The organism is Bradyrhizobium sp. Tv2a-2, from assembly GCF_000472425.1.
Classification (GTDB): domain Bacteria; phylum Pseudomonadota; class Alphaproteobacteria; order Rhizobiales; family Xanthobacteraceae; genus Bradyrhizobium.
In genome coordinates this window covers 16,210-30,365 of the sequence record NZ_AXAI01000018.1, presented here as the reverse complement: position 1 = coordinate 30,365, position 14,156 = coordinate 16,210, and the positions used below count along the sequence as shown (strand labels likewise).

Annotated in this window: 14 protein-coding genes; 10 read left to right on the top strand and 4 right to left on the bottom strand. The window is 64.1% G+C overall.

Translation table 11 applies throughout. The features are described 5' to 3' along the window. Positions 1-114 precede the first annotated feature (114 nt). Positions 115-561 (bottom strand): SRPBCC family protein, encoded by a 447-nt coding sequence (locus A3AI_RS0130675; protein ID WP_024519246.1) that lies wholly within the window; start codon positions 559-561, stop codon positions 115-117. Positions 562-732: 171 nt separating this feature from the next. On the opposite strand from A3AI_RS0130675, the gene A3AI_RS0130670 reads away from it, so the two are divergent. From A3AI_RS0130670 to A3AI_RS0130660, 3 genes are all read left to right on the top strand, one after another. Beyond that, positions 733-2,085, top strand: a complete 1,353-nt coding sequence (locus A3AI_RS0130670; protein WP_024519245.1) for a 3-carboxy-cis,cis-muconate cycloisomerase — start codon at positions 733-735, stop codon at positions 2,083-2,085. An 11-nt stretch (positions 2,086-2,096) separates the two neighbouring features. Next, the gene (pcaD, locus tag A3AI_RS0130665; protein ID WP_024519244.1) at positions 2,097-2,879 is read left to right on the top strand and encodes a 3-oxoadipate enol-lactonase; all 783 of its coding nucleotides are present in this window, start codon (positions 2,097-2,099) and stop codon (positions 2,877-2,879) included. Positions 2,880-2,999: 120 nt separating this feature from the next. Next, the gene (locus A3AI_RS0130660) at positions 3,000-3,392 is read left to right on the top strand and encodes a carboxymuconolactone decarboxylase family protein (protein WP_024519243.1); all 393 of its coding nucleotides are present in this window, start codon (positions 3,000-3,002) and stop codon (positions 3,390-3,392) included. Here A3AI_RS0130660 and A3AI_RS0130655 read toward each other — a convergent pair. Together A3AI_RS0130655 and A3AI_RS50030 are read right to left on the bottom strand one after the other, a co-directional pair. After that, entirely contained in the window at positions 3,354-3,881 is a 528-nt protein-coding gene (locus tag A3AI_RS0130655) for a hypothetical protein (RefSeq protein ID WP_024519242.1), read from the bottom strand. The two genes, A3AI_RS0130660 and A3AI_RS0130655, sit on opposite strands and share 39 nt — an antisense overlap. A gap of 230 nt (positions 3,882-4,111) precedes the next feature. Next, a complete protein-coding gene (locus A3AI_RS50030) occupies positions 4,112-4,246 on the bottom strand; it encodes a hypothetical protein (protein WP_283807285.1) in 135 nt (44 codons plus the stop codon). 324 nt (positions 4,247-4,570) lie between these two features. On the opposite strand from A3AI_RS50030, the gene A3AI_RS0130645 reads away from it, so the two are divergent. The 5 genes from A3AI_RS0130645 to A3AI_RS0130625 all read left to right on the top strand — a co-directional run bounded on the left by A3AI_RS0130645 (position 4,571) and on the right by A3AI_RS0130625 (position 9,662). Next, positions 4,571-5,488, top strand: a complete 918-nt coding sequence (locus A3AI_RS0130645; RefSeq protein WP_024519241.1) for an ABC transporter permease subunit — start codon at positions 4,571-4,573, stop codon at positions 5,486-5,488. Further along, positions 5,488-6,816, top strand: a complete 1,329-nt coding sequence (gene livM, locus A3AI_RS0130640; protein WP_036050110.1) for a high-affinity branched-chain amino acid ABC transporter permease LivM — start codon at positions 5,488-5,490, stop codon at positions 6,814-6,816. The genes A3AI_RS0130645 and livM overlap by 1 nt, the downstream gene beginning before the upstream one ends. Next, entirely contained in the window at positions 6,813-7,646 is an 834-nt protein-coding gene (locus A3AI_RS0130635; protein WP_024519239.1) for an ABC transporter ATP-binding protein, read from the top strand. Before livM ends, A3AI_RS0130635 begins: the two co-directional genes overlap by 4 nt. Beyond that, positions 7,643-8,377 carry an ABC transporter ATP-binding protein gene (locus A3AI_RS0130630; protein ID WP_024519238.1) on the top strand — a complete coding sequence of 245 codons (735 nt, stop codon included), beginning with the start codon at positions 7,643-7,645 and terminating at the stop codon, positions 8,375-8,377. The genes A3AI_RS0130635 and A3AI_RS0130630 overlap by 4 nt, the downstream gene beginning before the upstream one ends. A 166-nt stretch (positions 8,378-8,543) precedes the next feature. Then, a complete protein-coding gene (locus A3AI_RS0130625; protein WP_024519237.1) occupies positions 8,544-9,662 on the top strand; it encodes a branched-chain amino acid ABC transporter substrate-binding protein in 1,119 nt (372 codons plus the stop codon). A gap of 65 nt (positions 9,663-9,727) precedes the next feature. Here the strand turns inward: A3AI_RS0130625 and A3AI_RS0130620 are convergent, their stop codons facing one another. Continuing rightward, a complete protein-coding gene (locus tag A3AI_RS0130620) occupies positions 9,728-9,922 on the bottom strand; it encodes a hypothetical protein (RefSeq protein WP_024519236.1) in 195 nt (64 codons plus the stop codon). Positions 9,923-9,933: 11 nt separating this feature from the next. On the opposite strand from A3AI_RS0130620, the gene A3AI_RS0130615 reads away from it, so the two are divergent. After that, complete coding sequence (locus A3AI_RS0130615; protein ID WP_024519235.1) at positions 9,934-11,052, top strand: branched-chain amino acid ABC transporter substrate-binding protein; 1,119 nt, start codon at positions 9,934-9,936, stop codon at positions 11,050-11,052. A gap of 308 nt (positions 11,053-11,360) precedes the next feature. Next, positions 11,361-14,138, top strand: a complete 2,778-nt coding sequence (locus A3AI_RS0130610; protein WP_024519234.1) for a PAS domain S-box protein — start codon at positions 11,361-11,363, stop codon at positions 14,136-14,138. Positions 14,139-14,156 lie beyond the last annotated feature (18 nt).

Sequence of the window (14,156 nt, the reverse complement as noted above, 5' to 3'; positions counted from 1 at the left end):
ACACGGCGACCGCTGCCGCATTGCACGGCAGCGCTGTTCTAAAATCGGTCTAAACCCCATCATATGGGCCATCATGAGGTTGGGCAACCTCACCCATTACCTAATCGGATCGGCCTAACCCTGTACGGCTTTGGCGAAATTCGCAAAAAACTCGTCCGCCAGTTTTTTTGCCGCGCCGTTGATCAGGCGCTGGCCGAGCTGGGCGAGCTTGCCGCCGATCTGGGCTTCGACGTCATAGTTGAGAAGCGTGCCGCCGTCCTTGTCCGACAGCTTCACCGTGGCGCCACCCTTGGCAAAGCCCGCGACGCCGCCCTCGCCTTCGCCCGAGATCTTGTAGCCGTTGGGCGGGTCGAGATCGCTCAAGGTGACCTTGCCCTTGAAGCGCGCCGAGACCGGCCCGACCTTCATTTTCGCGACTGCGCGAAAGCCGCCATCGTCGGTCTTCTCCAGCTCCTCGCAGCCGGGAATACAGGCCTTCAGCACTTCGGGGTCATTGAGCTTGGCCCACACCGCTTCGCGGGAAGCCGGCAGCTGGACTTCCCCGTTCATTGTCATAGCCATGCGGGCCTCCCCGGATCACCATTGTTACGCGCTCTCCCAAGTAAAGCAGCGGCAGGCCGAAGAAAAGTCCGCATAAAGGAGATTTGGGATGCATATTCGCAGTCGCGAAGGGGCTCCCATGCGCTTTTGGATTGGCAGTGTCGCCGGACAGTGGGTAGGGTCGCGGCCATCATGAGCACGTCCATATCCCCCCTGCTCGCCCCGATGTTCTCGAGCGGCCCGATGCGCGCGGCCTGCGACGATGTTGCCTATCTGCAGGCCATGCTCGATTTCGAGGCTGCGCTCGCCCGCGCGGAAGCGGCGGTGGGCGTGATCCCTGCCGGCGCCGCCGCACCCATCGGGCAAGCCTGCAAGGCCTCTGGCTTCGATCTTGCCGGCCTCGCCGAGGCCGCGACCCGCTCGGGCAATCTCGCGATTCCCCTGGTCAAGGCGCTGACCGCTCAGGTCGCCAAGGCCGATCCCGACGCTGCCCGCTTCGTCCATTGGGGCGCGACCAGCCAGGATGTGATCGACACCGCGACCATGCTGGTGCTGCGCGCAGCCATCGACGTGCTGATGGCCGATCTCGATCGCGCCATCAAAGGCTTTGCCGGGCTGGCCCGGACGCACCGTAACACCGCGATGGTGGCGCGCACCTGGCTGCAGCATGCGCTGCCGATGCCGTTTGGGCTCAAGCTTGCCGAATATGCCGCAGCCCTCGACCGCTCGCGATCGCGGCTGAAGCGGCTGGGCGAGGCGGGCCTTGCGCTGCAATTCGGCGGCGCCGCCGGCACGCTGGCTGCGCTCGGGCACAGGGGCCTCGCGGTCGGGGAGCTGCTCGGGCGGGAGCTGCGGCTGCCGATGCCGGACGCGCCCTGGCACACCCATCGCGACCGCATTGCAGAAGCAGCTTCAGTGCTTGCGATCCTCGCCGGCAGCTGCGGCAAGATTGCCCGCGACGTCTCGCTTCTGATGCAAACCGATGTCGCGGAGGCCTTCGAGCCCGCGGGCGTTGGCCGCGGCGGCTCCTCCACCATGCCGCACAAGCGCAACCCCGTCGCTGCCGCAAGCGCGCTTGGCGCGGCGACCATGGCGCCGAACTTGGCCGCGACGATTTTTGCAGCCCAGGTGCAAGAGCATGAGCGCAGCGCCGGTCCCTGGCATGCGGAGTGGCCGACATTGCCGACCTTGCTGCTGGTGACGTCGGGCGCGCTTGCCGCCACCGTCGATCTCGCCGAGGGGCTCGAGGTCGATGGGCAGCGCATGCGCCAGAATCTCGATGCGACCGACGGGCTGATCATGGCCGAAGCGGTCGCGATGGCGCTTGCGGAAAAGATCGGCAAGAGCGAGGCGCATCACGCGATCGAGGCCGCCAGCAAGAAGGCGGTGGCGGAGAAAAGACATTTGCGCGATGTTCTCGCCGCCGATTCGAGCGTCACCGCGCAGCTCGGCGCCGACCAGCTCGCCAAACTATTCGAGCCGATGGCCTATCAGGGCGCGTCCCAGACCATGATCGACCGCCTGCTCGCCTCTCTTGAAGAATAGAGGAACGCCCCATGCCGATGATCGATGCCGACGGCTGCCTGCTCAACGTCTCCGTCGACGGGCGCCACAGCGGGCCGACGCTGATGCTGTCGAACTCGCTTGGCACCACACTGCAGATGTGGGAGCCGCAGATGAAGGCGCTCACGCAGGTGTTCCGCGTGATCCGCTACGACCGCCGCGGCCACGGCAAATCCGGAGTGCCGCCGGGGCCCTACTCCATGGAGCGCTTCGGCCGCGACGTGCTGGCCATCCTCGACGATCTCAATATCAACAAGGTGCATTGGTGCGGGCTTTCGATGGGCGGCATGGTCGGGCAATGGCTGGGAGCGAACGCGCCGGAGCGCTTCGGCAAGATCATCCTCGCCAATACTGCCTGCTATTATCCCGATCCCACCAACTGGCTGAACCGCATCAAGGCGGTGAAGGAAGGCGGCCTTGCCGCGGTCGCCGACACCGTGATCGCCGGCTGGCTCACGGCCGATTTCCGCGAGCGCGAGCCGCAGGTCACCGCCAACATGAAAGCCATGCTGCTCGCTTCGCCCGCGCAAGGCTATATCGCCTGTTGCGAAGCTCTCTCGACACTCGACCAGCGCGCGCTGTTGCCGAAGATCAAGAGCCCCACGCTCGTGATCGCCGGCCGCCAGGATATGGCAACGCCAGTCGCGGCCGGCGAGTTCATCCGCAGCCAGATCCCCGGCGCAAGCATGACCCTGCTCGACGCCGCCCATATTTCCAATGTCGAGCAGTCGCACGCCTTCACCGAAGCCGTGGTGGGCTTTCTGACACAGAAGTAATTCACTCGTCATTCCGGGGCGCCTCGCAGAGGCGAACCCGGAATCTCGAGATTCTCAGGTGTGCAGAGCACAGTTCGGTCCTGTGGACCGCTCCGAAGACCGAGCCAAAGGAAACATGACATGGACGACCAAGAACGCCGCGATCAGGGCATGGGTCAGCGTCGCAAGGTGCTCGGCGATGCCTGGGTCGACAAGTCGCTTCTGAACCGCAACGCCTTCAACACCGATTTCCAGGACCTCATCACCCGCTACGCCTGGGGCGAGATCTGGACGCGGCCGCATTTCGACGAGCGGACGCGGCGAGTGCTTGTGATCGGCACCATGGTCGCGCTGGGGCAATGGGACGAGTTTCGCCTGCATGTGCGCGCAGCGCTCGCCGAAGGCGGTTTCTCGCCCGATGACATCAAGGAAATCCTGCTGCAGCAGGCGATCTATTGCGGCGTGCCCGCCGCCAATCACGCCGTGAAGGAGGCCTCAGCCATTGTTGAGGAGCTGGGGCTCCTGAAGCGGTAGCGGCTCGGCGGGAACATCCACTGCCGCCGGCGCACTTGCCGGAGGCAAGACCAACATGATGATTCCCGTCCCGAGCATCATCAGAAGCTCGGTGGCGTGCAGCCGCAGCGCCTCGGTTTCGCCTACTCTCGAGGCCATCAGCATCAGCGCAAAGCTGATCAGGCTGCCGAGGCCGAGAGCGATCGAGAGCGCCTCGTTGGCGCCGCCCGCGATGCGGATTTTTGGGCGGCACAACAGCACCAGGAACAGCGCGAAGAACGCGACCACCATCAGGCGGCCGAGCGCGATGAACCAGGCGACGCGGATCAGGCCCGCGGCGCCCCATTGCAGCTGGTCGCCGAGATAGAAGGCCGCCGACACGTTTGGCCGCTCGAACAGGCCGCGCACCGGCGCCTCGACGATCCTGAAGGCGATGATCGCCCAGGTTGGAATGAAATAGCACGCAAGCAGCGCGCCGTTGAAAGAACTGATACGCCAATTGGTGGACATGCCGCCTTCCCGCTTGTTCCGCGGACCGCCTGACAAGGGCGCCGCAGTTTACGGGACAGCTAACGCGCCTAAACTCGTAACGGCAATTTAAACCCTCTGTTTACGTTAATGACGGGGCTGGCCTGTCGATATCGCAGCAAACGACGCGAAAACGACGCAGATTTGGCTCGAAAAACAAAGGCCCCGCCGGTGCGGCGGGGCTCTCTTGCACTCACTGGACGACGTCCGAACTAGCGATTGGGGTTTTCCTGCTGCTGCTGGCCAGGCTTCTGTTGCCCGCCGCCTTGCTGCTGCTGACCCGGCTTCTGGCCGGGATTCTGGCTCTGCTGGCCGGGCTTGTTGTTCTGGTTCTGCTGGCTGTTCATTCGGGAGCTCCGTTGTTGAACCTAGCCCGCACCAACTCCCAGGCCCCCGGTTGGTTGCGGGAACTTTTGTTCCTTCGCCGCGGATGCGTGGCGACAAGAAGGCAGCGCGGCTGCAGGGTAACCCGCAACAAAAACAATCCTGTAGAAGGAGGCCTTGACCGCCTTTTGGCGTGGTTGCCGCTATCAGTTCCCGCTGTTAAGACAAGCGCTCAAGACGCGTCGTTCAAGGCTGCCCGGGGCCCTCGCCGCGTCGGTCCTGTATGAAACTTTGGGATCTTGCCGGTCCCTCACCAGAACCGTTCGAGGTCCCGCAAGCCGCAGCCCATGGATTATTTCGCTCAACAACTCATCAACGGCCTGGTGCTCGGTTCGATCTATGGCCTGATCGCCATCGGCTACACCATGGTCTACGGCATCGTCGGCATGATCAATTTCGCCCATGGCGATATTTTCATGATCGGCGGCTTCATCGCGCTGATCTCCTTCCTTGTGCTTGTCTCGTTCGGGCTGACTGCCGTCCCGGTGGTCCTCTTGATCGTGCTGCTGGTCTCGATGGCGATCACCGCGCTGTATGGCTGGACGGTCGAGCGCATCGCCTACCGGCCGCTGCGGCATTCCTTCCGCCTTGCGCCAATGCTCTCCGCCATCGGCATGTCCTTCGTGCTCTCCAACTTCTCCCAGGTCGCGCAAGGCGCTCGCGTCAAGCCGGTGCCGCCGATCATCACCGGCGGCTACACCCTGCACCAGGGCTCCAGCGGCTTCGTGGTGCAGCTCTCCAACGTGCAGATCGTCGTCGTACTCACCACCATCGTGCTGCTTGCGATCTTCACCTGGCTGGTTGCGCGCACGCGGCTCGGCCGCGACATGCGCGCCTGCGAGCAGGACCAGACCATGGCGGCACTGCTTGGGGTGGATGTCGACCGCACCATCTCGATGACCTTCGTGATCGGCGCGGCGCTCGCGGCCGTAGCCGGCATGATGTACCTGCTCTATTACGGCCTGGTCGATTTCTTCATGGGCTTTGTCGCAGGCATCAAGGCGTTCACCGCGGCCGTGCTCGGCGGCATCGGCTCGCTGCCGGGCGCGATGCTGGGCGGGCTTGCGATCGGCCTGATCGAGACGTTCTGGTCGGCCTATTTCTCGGTCGAATACAAGGACGTTGCCGCCTTCTCGATCCTGATCGTGGTCCTGATCTTCATGCCGACCGGCCTGCTGGGCCGGCCTGAAGTCGAAAAAGTCTAATGGGCTACGTGACCGCCTCCGCAACCGACCATAAGCAGCCGCGCGCCGGCATCGCCTTCATCCTGAAGAAAGCCCTGATCAGCGCCTTTGTCGCCTTGGTGCTGTTCTCGCTGATGATTGGCATCCGCACCGAGGCCGGTCCGACGGGGCAGTTGATCTACTGGACGCGCTTTGGCGAGCTTGCAACGCTGGTCGCCATCGTCTTCGTCGGCAGCATCGCCATCGAGCTCGTGCGGCAATGGCTGGGCCCCGCCGGCGCGAGCCAGCTCGTGCCGGCGCCGGTGCAGAACGGGCTTGCAGCCGCCGGGCGCTACGTCGCGCCGGCGCTGCTCATCTTCACGCTGCTGGTCCCAGTCATCTTCTACCGTCAGCGCTACATTCTCGATCTCGGCATCCTGGTGCTCACCTATGTGATGCTGGGCTGGGGCCTGAACGTGGTGGTCGGGCTCGCAGGTCTGCTCGACCTCGGCTATGTCGCCTTCTACGCGGTCGGCGCCTATTCCTATGCCCTGTTCGCCACCACCTTTGGCCTGTCGTTCTGGATCTGCCTGCCGATCGCCGGCATCCTCGCTTCCCTCTGGGGCGTCATGCTGGGCTTTCCGGTGCTGCGGCTGCGCGGCGATTATCTCGCCATCGTCACGCTCGCCTTCGGTGAGATCATCCGCCTCGTCATCGTCAACTGGCAGAGTTTGACAGGCGGGCCGAACGGCATCTCCTCGATTCCGCGCCCGACGCTGTTCGGCATTCCCCTGACACCGGGACCCAACGGGCTTGCGGCCAAGCTCGGCATCGCCTTCGACCCGACCCACCGCCTGGTCTTCCTGTTCTATGTCATCCTCGCGATGGCGCTGCTGACCAACTGGGTGACCATCCGCCTGCGGCGGCTGCCGATCGGCCGCGCCTGGGAGGCCTTGCGCGAGGACGAGGTCGCGTGCCGGGCGCTTGGCATCAACACCACGACCACAAAGCTCACGGCGTTCGCGACCGGCGCCCTGTTCGGCGGCTTTGCGGGGGCCTTCTTCGCCACCCGGCAAGGCTTCATCAGCCCGGAATCCTTCACGTTCCAGGAATCGGCGCTGGTGCTGGCGATCGTCGTGCTCGGCGGCATGGGCTCGCAGCTTGGCGTGGCGCTGGCAGCCCTAGCCATGATCGGCGGCTTCGAGCTGTTCCGCGGCCTCGAGCAATACCGCATGCTGGTGTTCGGCATCGCCATGGTGCTCCTGATGATCTGGCGCCCGCGCGGCCTGATCGGCCATCGCGCACCGACGGTTTATTTGAAGCAGGCGCAGGCGATCTCCTCCGACCTAGTCAAGGAGGGGCATGGATGAGCGATGACCATTGCATCCTCTCCGTCGACCGCTTGAGCATGCGCTTCGGCGGCATTGTCGCCGTCAACGAGCTCTCCTTCGAGGCGGGACGCAAAAAGATCACCGCGCTGATCGGCCCCAACGGCGCCGGCAAGACCACGGTCTTCAACTGCATCACCGGCTTCTACAAGCCGACCGGCGGCACCATGCGGCTCGCCTCCGACGGCGGACCGATCGCGCTGGAGCGGCTGAACGACTTCCGCATCTCCAAACAGGCCAAGGTCGCCCGCACCTTTCAGAACATCCGCCTGTTTCCCGGCATGACCGTGCTGGAGAACCTGATGGTTGCCCAGCACAACACATTGATGCGGGCCTCGGGCCTGACCTTCCTCGGACTGCTCGGCGTGCCCTCCTGGCGTACGGCGGAAAAGAGCGCCATCGAACATGCGACCTTCTGGCTGAACCGCATCGGCCTCTACGACCGTGCCGACGATGCCGCCGGCAACCTCCCCTATGGCGACCAGCGCCGGCTCGAGATCGCGCGCGCCATGTGCACCGAGCCTGTGCTGCTCTGCCTCGATGAGCCGGCTGCTGGCCTGAACGCGCGCGAGAGCGCGGCCTTGAGCGAGCTCTTGCTTTCGATCCGCGCCGAACAGGGCACCTCGATCCTTTTGATCGAGCACGACATGAGCGTGGTGATGGAAATCTCCGATCATGTCGTGGTGATGGATTATGGCGTGAAGATCGCCGAAGGCGCGCCGCACGACGTACGCGACGACCCGCGTGTGATCGCCGCCTATCTGGGCGCCGACGAAGAAGAAGCCATCGCCGTCATGGAGAGCGACAGGTGACCGCTCCCCTGCTTGCGATCCGCAGCTTGCACGCCGCCTACGGCAAGATCGAGGCCTTGAAGGGCGTCGACCTGGAGATCAAAGCCGGCGAGATCGTGGCGCTGATCGGGGCCAATGGCGCCGGCAAGTCGACGCTGATGATGACGATCTTCGGCCGGCCGCGCGCCCGTTCCGGCCACATCCTCTACGAAGGCCGCGACATCACCGACGTGCCGACCCACGAGATCGCCCGGCTCAAGATCGCGCAGTCACCGGAGGGCCGTCGGATCTTCCCTCGCATGAGCGTGGCGGAAAACCTGCAGATGGGCGCGGACGCCACCGACACCTCCGAGGCCGAGCGGGACAGCGCGCTGGAAAAGGTGTTCGCGCTGTTCCCGCGGCTGAAGGAACGTATGAGCCAGCGTGGCGGCACGCTCTCCGGCGGCGAGCAGCAGATGCTTGCGATCGGCCGCGCGCTGATGAGCCGCCCGCGCCTGTTGCTTCTGGACGAGCCGTCGCTGGGGCTGGCGCCCCTGATCGTGCGCCAGATTTTCGACGCCATCCGCACCCTGAACCGTCAGGACGGCCTGACCGTCCTGATCGTCGAGCAGAACGCCAACCACGCGCTCAAGCTCGCCCATCGCGGTTATGTCATGGTCAACGGCCTGATCACCCTCGCCGGCTCCGGCTCCGAGCTGTTGCAGCGCCCCGAAATCCGCGCCGCCTATCTCGAAGGCGGGCGGCGGGGATGACGCTGCCAGCCATCGTCACGGCTGCGCGAACTCGTCGCAAACGTAGCCATCTGCCCGAAAATTGCCGATGATTTCGTCGCAAAATCGGCCGACAATGCTGCCGATCCATCAAAGCCGGCGTACGGCCGGAACCTAACAACCAAAGCGATCACTACGAGGGACTCCTATGAAATTACTCAAGCTCGCCGGCCTGGCAGTCGGTGCGTCGTTGGCACTCTCGAGCGCCGCGTTTGCGGAAGACATCACCATCGCCGTGGCCGGACCGATGACCGGCAGTGAATCCCCCGTCGGCCGCCAGTTGAGGAACGGCGCCGAGATGGCCGTCGCCGACATCAACGCCGCGGGCGGCGTGCTCGGCAAGAAGCTCGCGCTGGATGTCGAGGACGATGCCTGCGATCCCAAGCAGGCACGCTCGGTCGCGGAAAAGATTGGCGGCATGGGGATTCCGTTCGTCGCCGGGCATTACTGCTCGTCCTCGTCGATCCCGGCCTCCGAGGCCTATGCCGAGAACAACGTGTTGCAGATCACGCCCGGCTCGACCAACCCGACCTTCACCGAGAGAGGCTTGTGGAACGTCGCCCGCGTCTGCGGCCGCGACGACCAGCAGGGCACGGTCGCCGGCGACTACATCGCCAAGAACTTCAAGGGCAAGAACATCGCGATCCTCAACGACAAGACCACCTACGGCAAGGGTCTCGCCGACGAGACCAAGAAAGCGCTCAACAAGGCCGGCATCACCGAAAAGCTCTATGAGTCCTACACCAAGGGCGACAAGGATTTTAACGCCCTCGTCTCACGGCTCAAGGCCGAGAACATCGACCTGGTCTATGTCGGCGGCTATTACCAGGAAGCCGGCCTGATCCTGCGCCAGATGCGCGACCAGGGCCTCAAGACCATCCTCATGGGGGGCGATGCGATGGCCGTCCAGGAGTTCGCCTCGATCACTGGTCCCGCTGCCGCAGGAACGCTCTTCACCTTCGGTCCCGACCCGCGCAAGAAGCCGACGGCCGCCGCGATTGTCGACAAGTTCAAGGCCAAGAACATCGATCCCGAGGGCTACACGCTCTACACCTATGCCGCCGTGCAGATCTGGACGCAGGCTGCCGCCAAGGCCGGAACGACGGATCCGAAAAAGGTGATGGACACCATCAAGGCCGGCGCCTGGGACACCGTGATCGGCAAGTTGGAGTATGACAGCAAGGGCGACATCAAGCAGCTCGATTTTGTCGTCTATAAGTGGGACGACAAGGGCGGCTATGCCGAGGTGAGCCAGAAGGGCTCCTGACGGGTTTCCGGCCCGTTACTGGCGAAACGAGACCAAGAACGCCCCGTCCGCGGGGCGTTTTTTTGTCAGGCCTGGGCGCGATGAAATTGGATCGAATCCCTGGTCCGGATCATGGTCCCGATGGCAGACAGGGCTGTTGCGGAATTGGCACTTTGCTCAAAAATTGCCGATGACTTCGCCGCAAAATCAGCCGACAATGCCGCCGATCCTTCAAGGCCGGCCGGCTTACGATCGGCGGTCAAAGACCAAGCGATCACCACGAGGGACCCTCATGACATCACTCAAGCTCATCGGCCTGGCAGTCGGCGTGTCGCTGGCGCTCTCGAGCGCCGCCTTTGCGGAAGACATCACCATCGCCGTGGCCGGACCGATGACCGGCACCGAATCCGCCTTCGGCCGCCAGATGAAGAACGGCGCCGACCTCGCGGTGGCCGACATCAACGCCGCGGGCGGCGTGCTCGGCAAGAAGCTCGCGCTCGACATCGAGGACGATGCCTGCGATCCGAAACAGGCGCGCTCGGTCGCCGAGAAGATCGGCGGCTCGCGGATCCCGTTCGTCGCGGGCCACTACTGCTCGTCCTCGTCGATCCCCGCCTCCGAGGCCTATGCCGAGAACAACGTGTTGGAGATCACGCCAGCCTCGACCAACCCGACCTTCACCGAGAGAGGCTTGTGGAACGTGGCCCGCGTCTGCGGCCGCGACGACCAGCAGGGCGCGGTCGCCGCCAACTACATCGCCCAGAACTTCAAGGGCAAGAACATCGCGATCCTCAACGACAAGACCACCTACGGCAAGGGTCTCGCCGATGAGACCAAGAAGGCGCTCAACAAGGCCGGCGTCACCGAAAAGCTCTATGAATCCTACACCAAGGGCGACAAGGACTTTAACGCCATCGTGTCGCGGCTGAAGGCCGAGAACATCGATCTGGTCTATGTCGGCGGCTATCACCAGGAGGCCGGTTTGATCCTGCGCCAGATGCGCGACCAGGGCCTCAAGACCATCCTGATGGCGGGCGACGCCATGGCCGACAAGGAATATGCCTCGATCACAGGCGCGGCCGCCGAAGGCACCCTCTTCACCTTCGGTCCCGACCCGCGCAAGAAGCCGACGGCAGCCGCGATTGTCGACAAGTTCAAGGCCAAGAACATCGATCCCGAAGGCTACACACTTTACACCTATGCCGCCGTGCAGGTGTGGACCCAGGCCGCCGCCAAGGCCGGCACGACGGATCCGAAAAAGGTGATGGACACCATCAAGGCCGGGTCCTGGGACACCGTGATCGGCAAGCTCGAATACAACTCCAAGGGCGACATCAAGCAGCTCGACTATGTCGTCTACAAGTGGGACGACAAGGGCGGTTACGCCGAGGTGAGCCAGAAAGGTTCCTGACGGAATCCCGGCACTGGGCGAAACCGGTATGGAACGCCCCGGCCTCCGGGGCGTTTGCAGGGCCGTCTGCTTGCGCCTGTTCGATACTGCCGACCAAAGTTTACAACGCGGGCAGTTGGAATTGGGGCACACCCTGTGCCAAAATCATCACCCCCCGTGAAGGAGCAGTTGCCCGCCAACTTATGCCTGCCAACTTGGCTAGTATGAAACCTTAGGTTGATTCTACCACATCCCCCGTTGGAGGTACATTCGTTGCGTCCTGACCTGTCGCGTACGGGCGTCTGAAATACGGCTGCCCCGGAGACGATATGCACAGCGGACTACAGGAACGTCACGTTTTCCTCTCGACACTGCCGGCGGCGCGCAGCGATCGCACGGCCGCGCTGTGGGTGGTCGGAGTTTCCGCGGTCCTGTTTGCGTTTGCCGTCCCCTATGCCGGGAGGCCGCTGACGCCGGTTCCGGCCTTTGTCGCGAGCTACCAGTCGGTGCTCGCGGCCAGCGATATCATCACCGCGGTGCTCCTGTTCTCGCAATTTGCGGTGCTGCGCTCCCGTGCGCTCTTGATGCTCTCGAGCGGCTATTTGTTCACGGCGGCCATGGCGCTGCTCCATGCCCTGACCTTTCCCGGCCTGTTTGCCCCGACAGGCCTTCTGGGCGCGGGGCCGCAGACCACGGTCTGGATCTACATGTTCTGGCACGGCGGATTTCCGCTGCTGGTGCTGTTCTACGCTTTGACCAGGGACAGCGGCGCGCGGGTTGCGGCCCCGCCGTCACAGGCGATCCTCCTGAGCATCGGTGCGGTGGTCGCGGCGGTGCTGTCGACCACCTATCTGGTCACCGTGCGGCATGACGTCCTGCCCATCCTGCTTGCGAATGGCCACTACACGCCGATCATGATCGGCGTCGTCTCCACCGTGTGGTGCCTCAGTCTTCTGGCGCTCGCCGTGCTGTTCTTCCGCAAGAACCACATGGTGCTCGACATCTGGCTGATGGTCGTGATGTGCGCCTGGCTGTTCGACATCGCGCTGTCGGCGATCGTCAACGTCGCCCGTTTCGATCTCGGCTTCTATGCCGGCCGCCTCTATGGGCTGGCCGCGGCGACCTTCGTGCTGGCGGTGCTGTTGTTCGAGAATGTCACGCTGCAGGCGCAGATGACTCGGCTGGTCGGCAGCCTGCGGCGGCAGGCGGCATCCGAGCGCGACTATTATGGTGAGCGCGAGCGGCTGTTCAGCGCAGTGGTGGAGTCGTCCAACGACGCCATCATCACCAAGTCACTCGATGGCACCATCACAGCCTGGAACCGCGCTGCCGAGCAGCTGTTCGGCTATGCCGCAACCGATGTGGTCGGCAAGCACATCCGCACCATCGTGCCGCCTGAGCGGCGCGACGAGATGTACGACATTCTCGAGCGTATCGGCCACGGCGACATCATCGAAAGCCACGAGACCCAGCGCCTGCACAAGAGCGGCCGCCTGATCGACGTGAGGCTCAGCATCGCTCCGCTCCGCACGGTGTCCGGCCAGATCATCGGCGCCTCGAAGATCGCCCGTGACCTCACCGAAAGCAAGCGGACGCAGAGCGAGCTCAGCCGGGAGATCGAGGAGCGGCAACGCATTTTCGAAACCTCGCACGACCTCATCCTGGTCACCGATCCGATCGGAACCTTCGTGCAGGTCTCGCCGAGCGCGACGACGATCCTGGGGTATCGGCCGGAGGAGATGATCGGCCACAGCGCGGTCGAGTTCATCCATCCCGACGATCTCGACGCGACCCGCGACGAGATGCGGGCGGCGCGCCGCGGCCAGCAGAAGCGCGGTTTCGAGGCCCGTTACGTGCACAAGGAAGGGCACGAGGTCCTGCTGAGCTGGATGGGAACCTGGTCGCCGCCGGTGCGGCGCCATTTTTTCATCGGCCGCGATGTCACCCTGCAACGCGCCGCCGAGGCGCAGCTTCGCCACGCGCAGAAGATGGACGCGGTCGGCCAGCTGACCGGCGGCGTCGCCCACGACTTCAACAACATCCTCACCGTCATCACCGGAACCATCGGCATCCTGCAGGAGGCCGTCACCGACCGTCCCGAGCTCGTCTCGATCGCCCGGCTGATCGACGATGCCGCCGAGCGCGGCGCGCAGCTGACCAGGCATCTGCTGGCGTTTGCGCGCAAGCAACCGCTGCAGCCGCGTGAAATCGACGTCAACGCCCTGGTGCTGGAAGCGGCAAAGCTGTTGCGTCCCACGCTCGGCGAGCATATCGAAATCCAGTCCGAGCTTGCGGGCGAGACTTGGCCCGCCATGGTCGACCCCAACCAGCTCACCACCGCCGTCATCAATCTTTCGCTGAACGCGCGCGACGCCATGCCCGCCGGGGGCAAGCTGACGCTCGAGACCCGCAACGTCTATCTCGACGAAACCTATGCCGGCATGCACAGCGAGGTTGCAGCCGGCAACTACACCATGATCGCGGTGAGCGACACCGGCGCGGGCATTACACCGGAAAACCTGGAGAAGGTGTTCGAGCCCTTCTTCACCACCAAGGAGATCGGAAAGGGCACTGGCCTTGGCCTCTCCATGGTGTTCGGCTTTGTCAAACAGTCGGGTGGCCATCTGAAGATCTATAGCGAGGTCGGCCACGGCACCAGCGTGAAGCTCTATCTGCCCCGCGCCACCGGGTTGGAGAACACCGGGTTCGAGGCCGCGATCACTCCCGCGCCCGAGGGCGGCCATGAGACGCTGCTTGTGGTCGAGGACGACTCCATGGTGCGCCAGTATGTGATCACCCAGCTCAAGAGCCTCGGCTATGTGACGCTCGAGGCCGCTAATGCCCCCCAGGCGCTCGCCATCATCGACGGCAATCCGGCGATCGATCTCCTGTTCACCGACGTGATCATGCCGGGCCCGATGAATGGTCGGCAACTGGCCGACGAGGCGCTCCGACGCCGACCCGGCCTGAAGACGCTGTTCACGTCGGGTTACACTGAGAATGCAATCATGCATCACGGACGGCTCGATCCCGGCGTCCACCTGCTCGCAAAACCCTATCGCAAGCCGGAGCTGGCGCGGATGATTCGTCTTGCACTCATCACCTGAGTGTCACCAGAGGCTGCC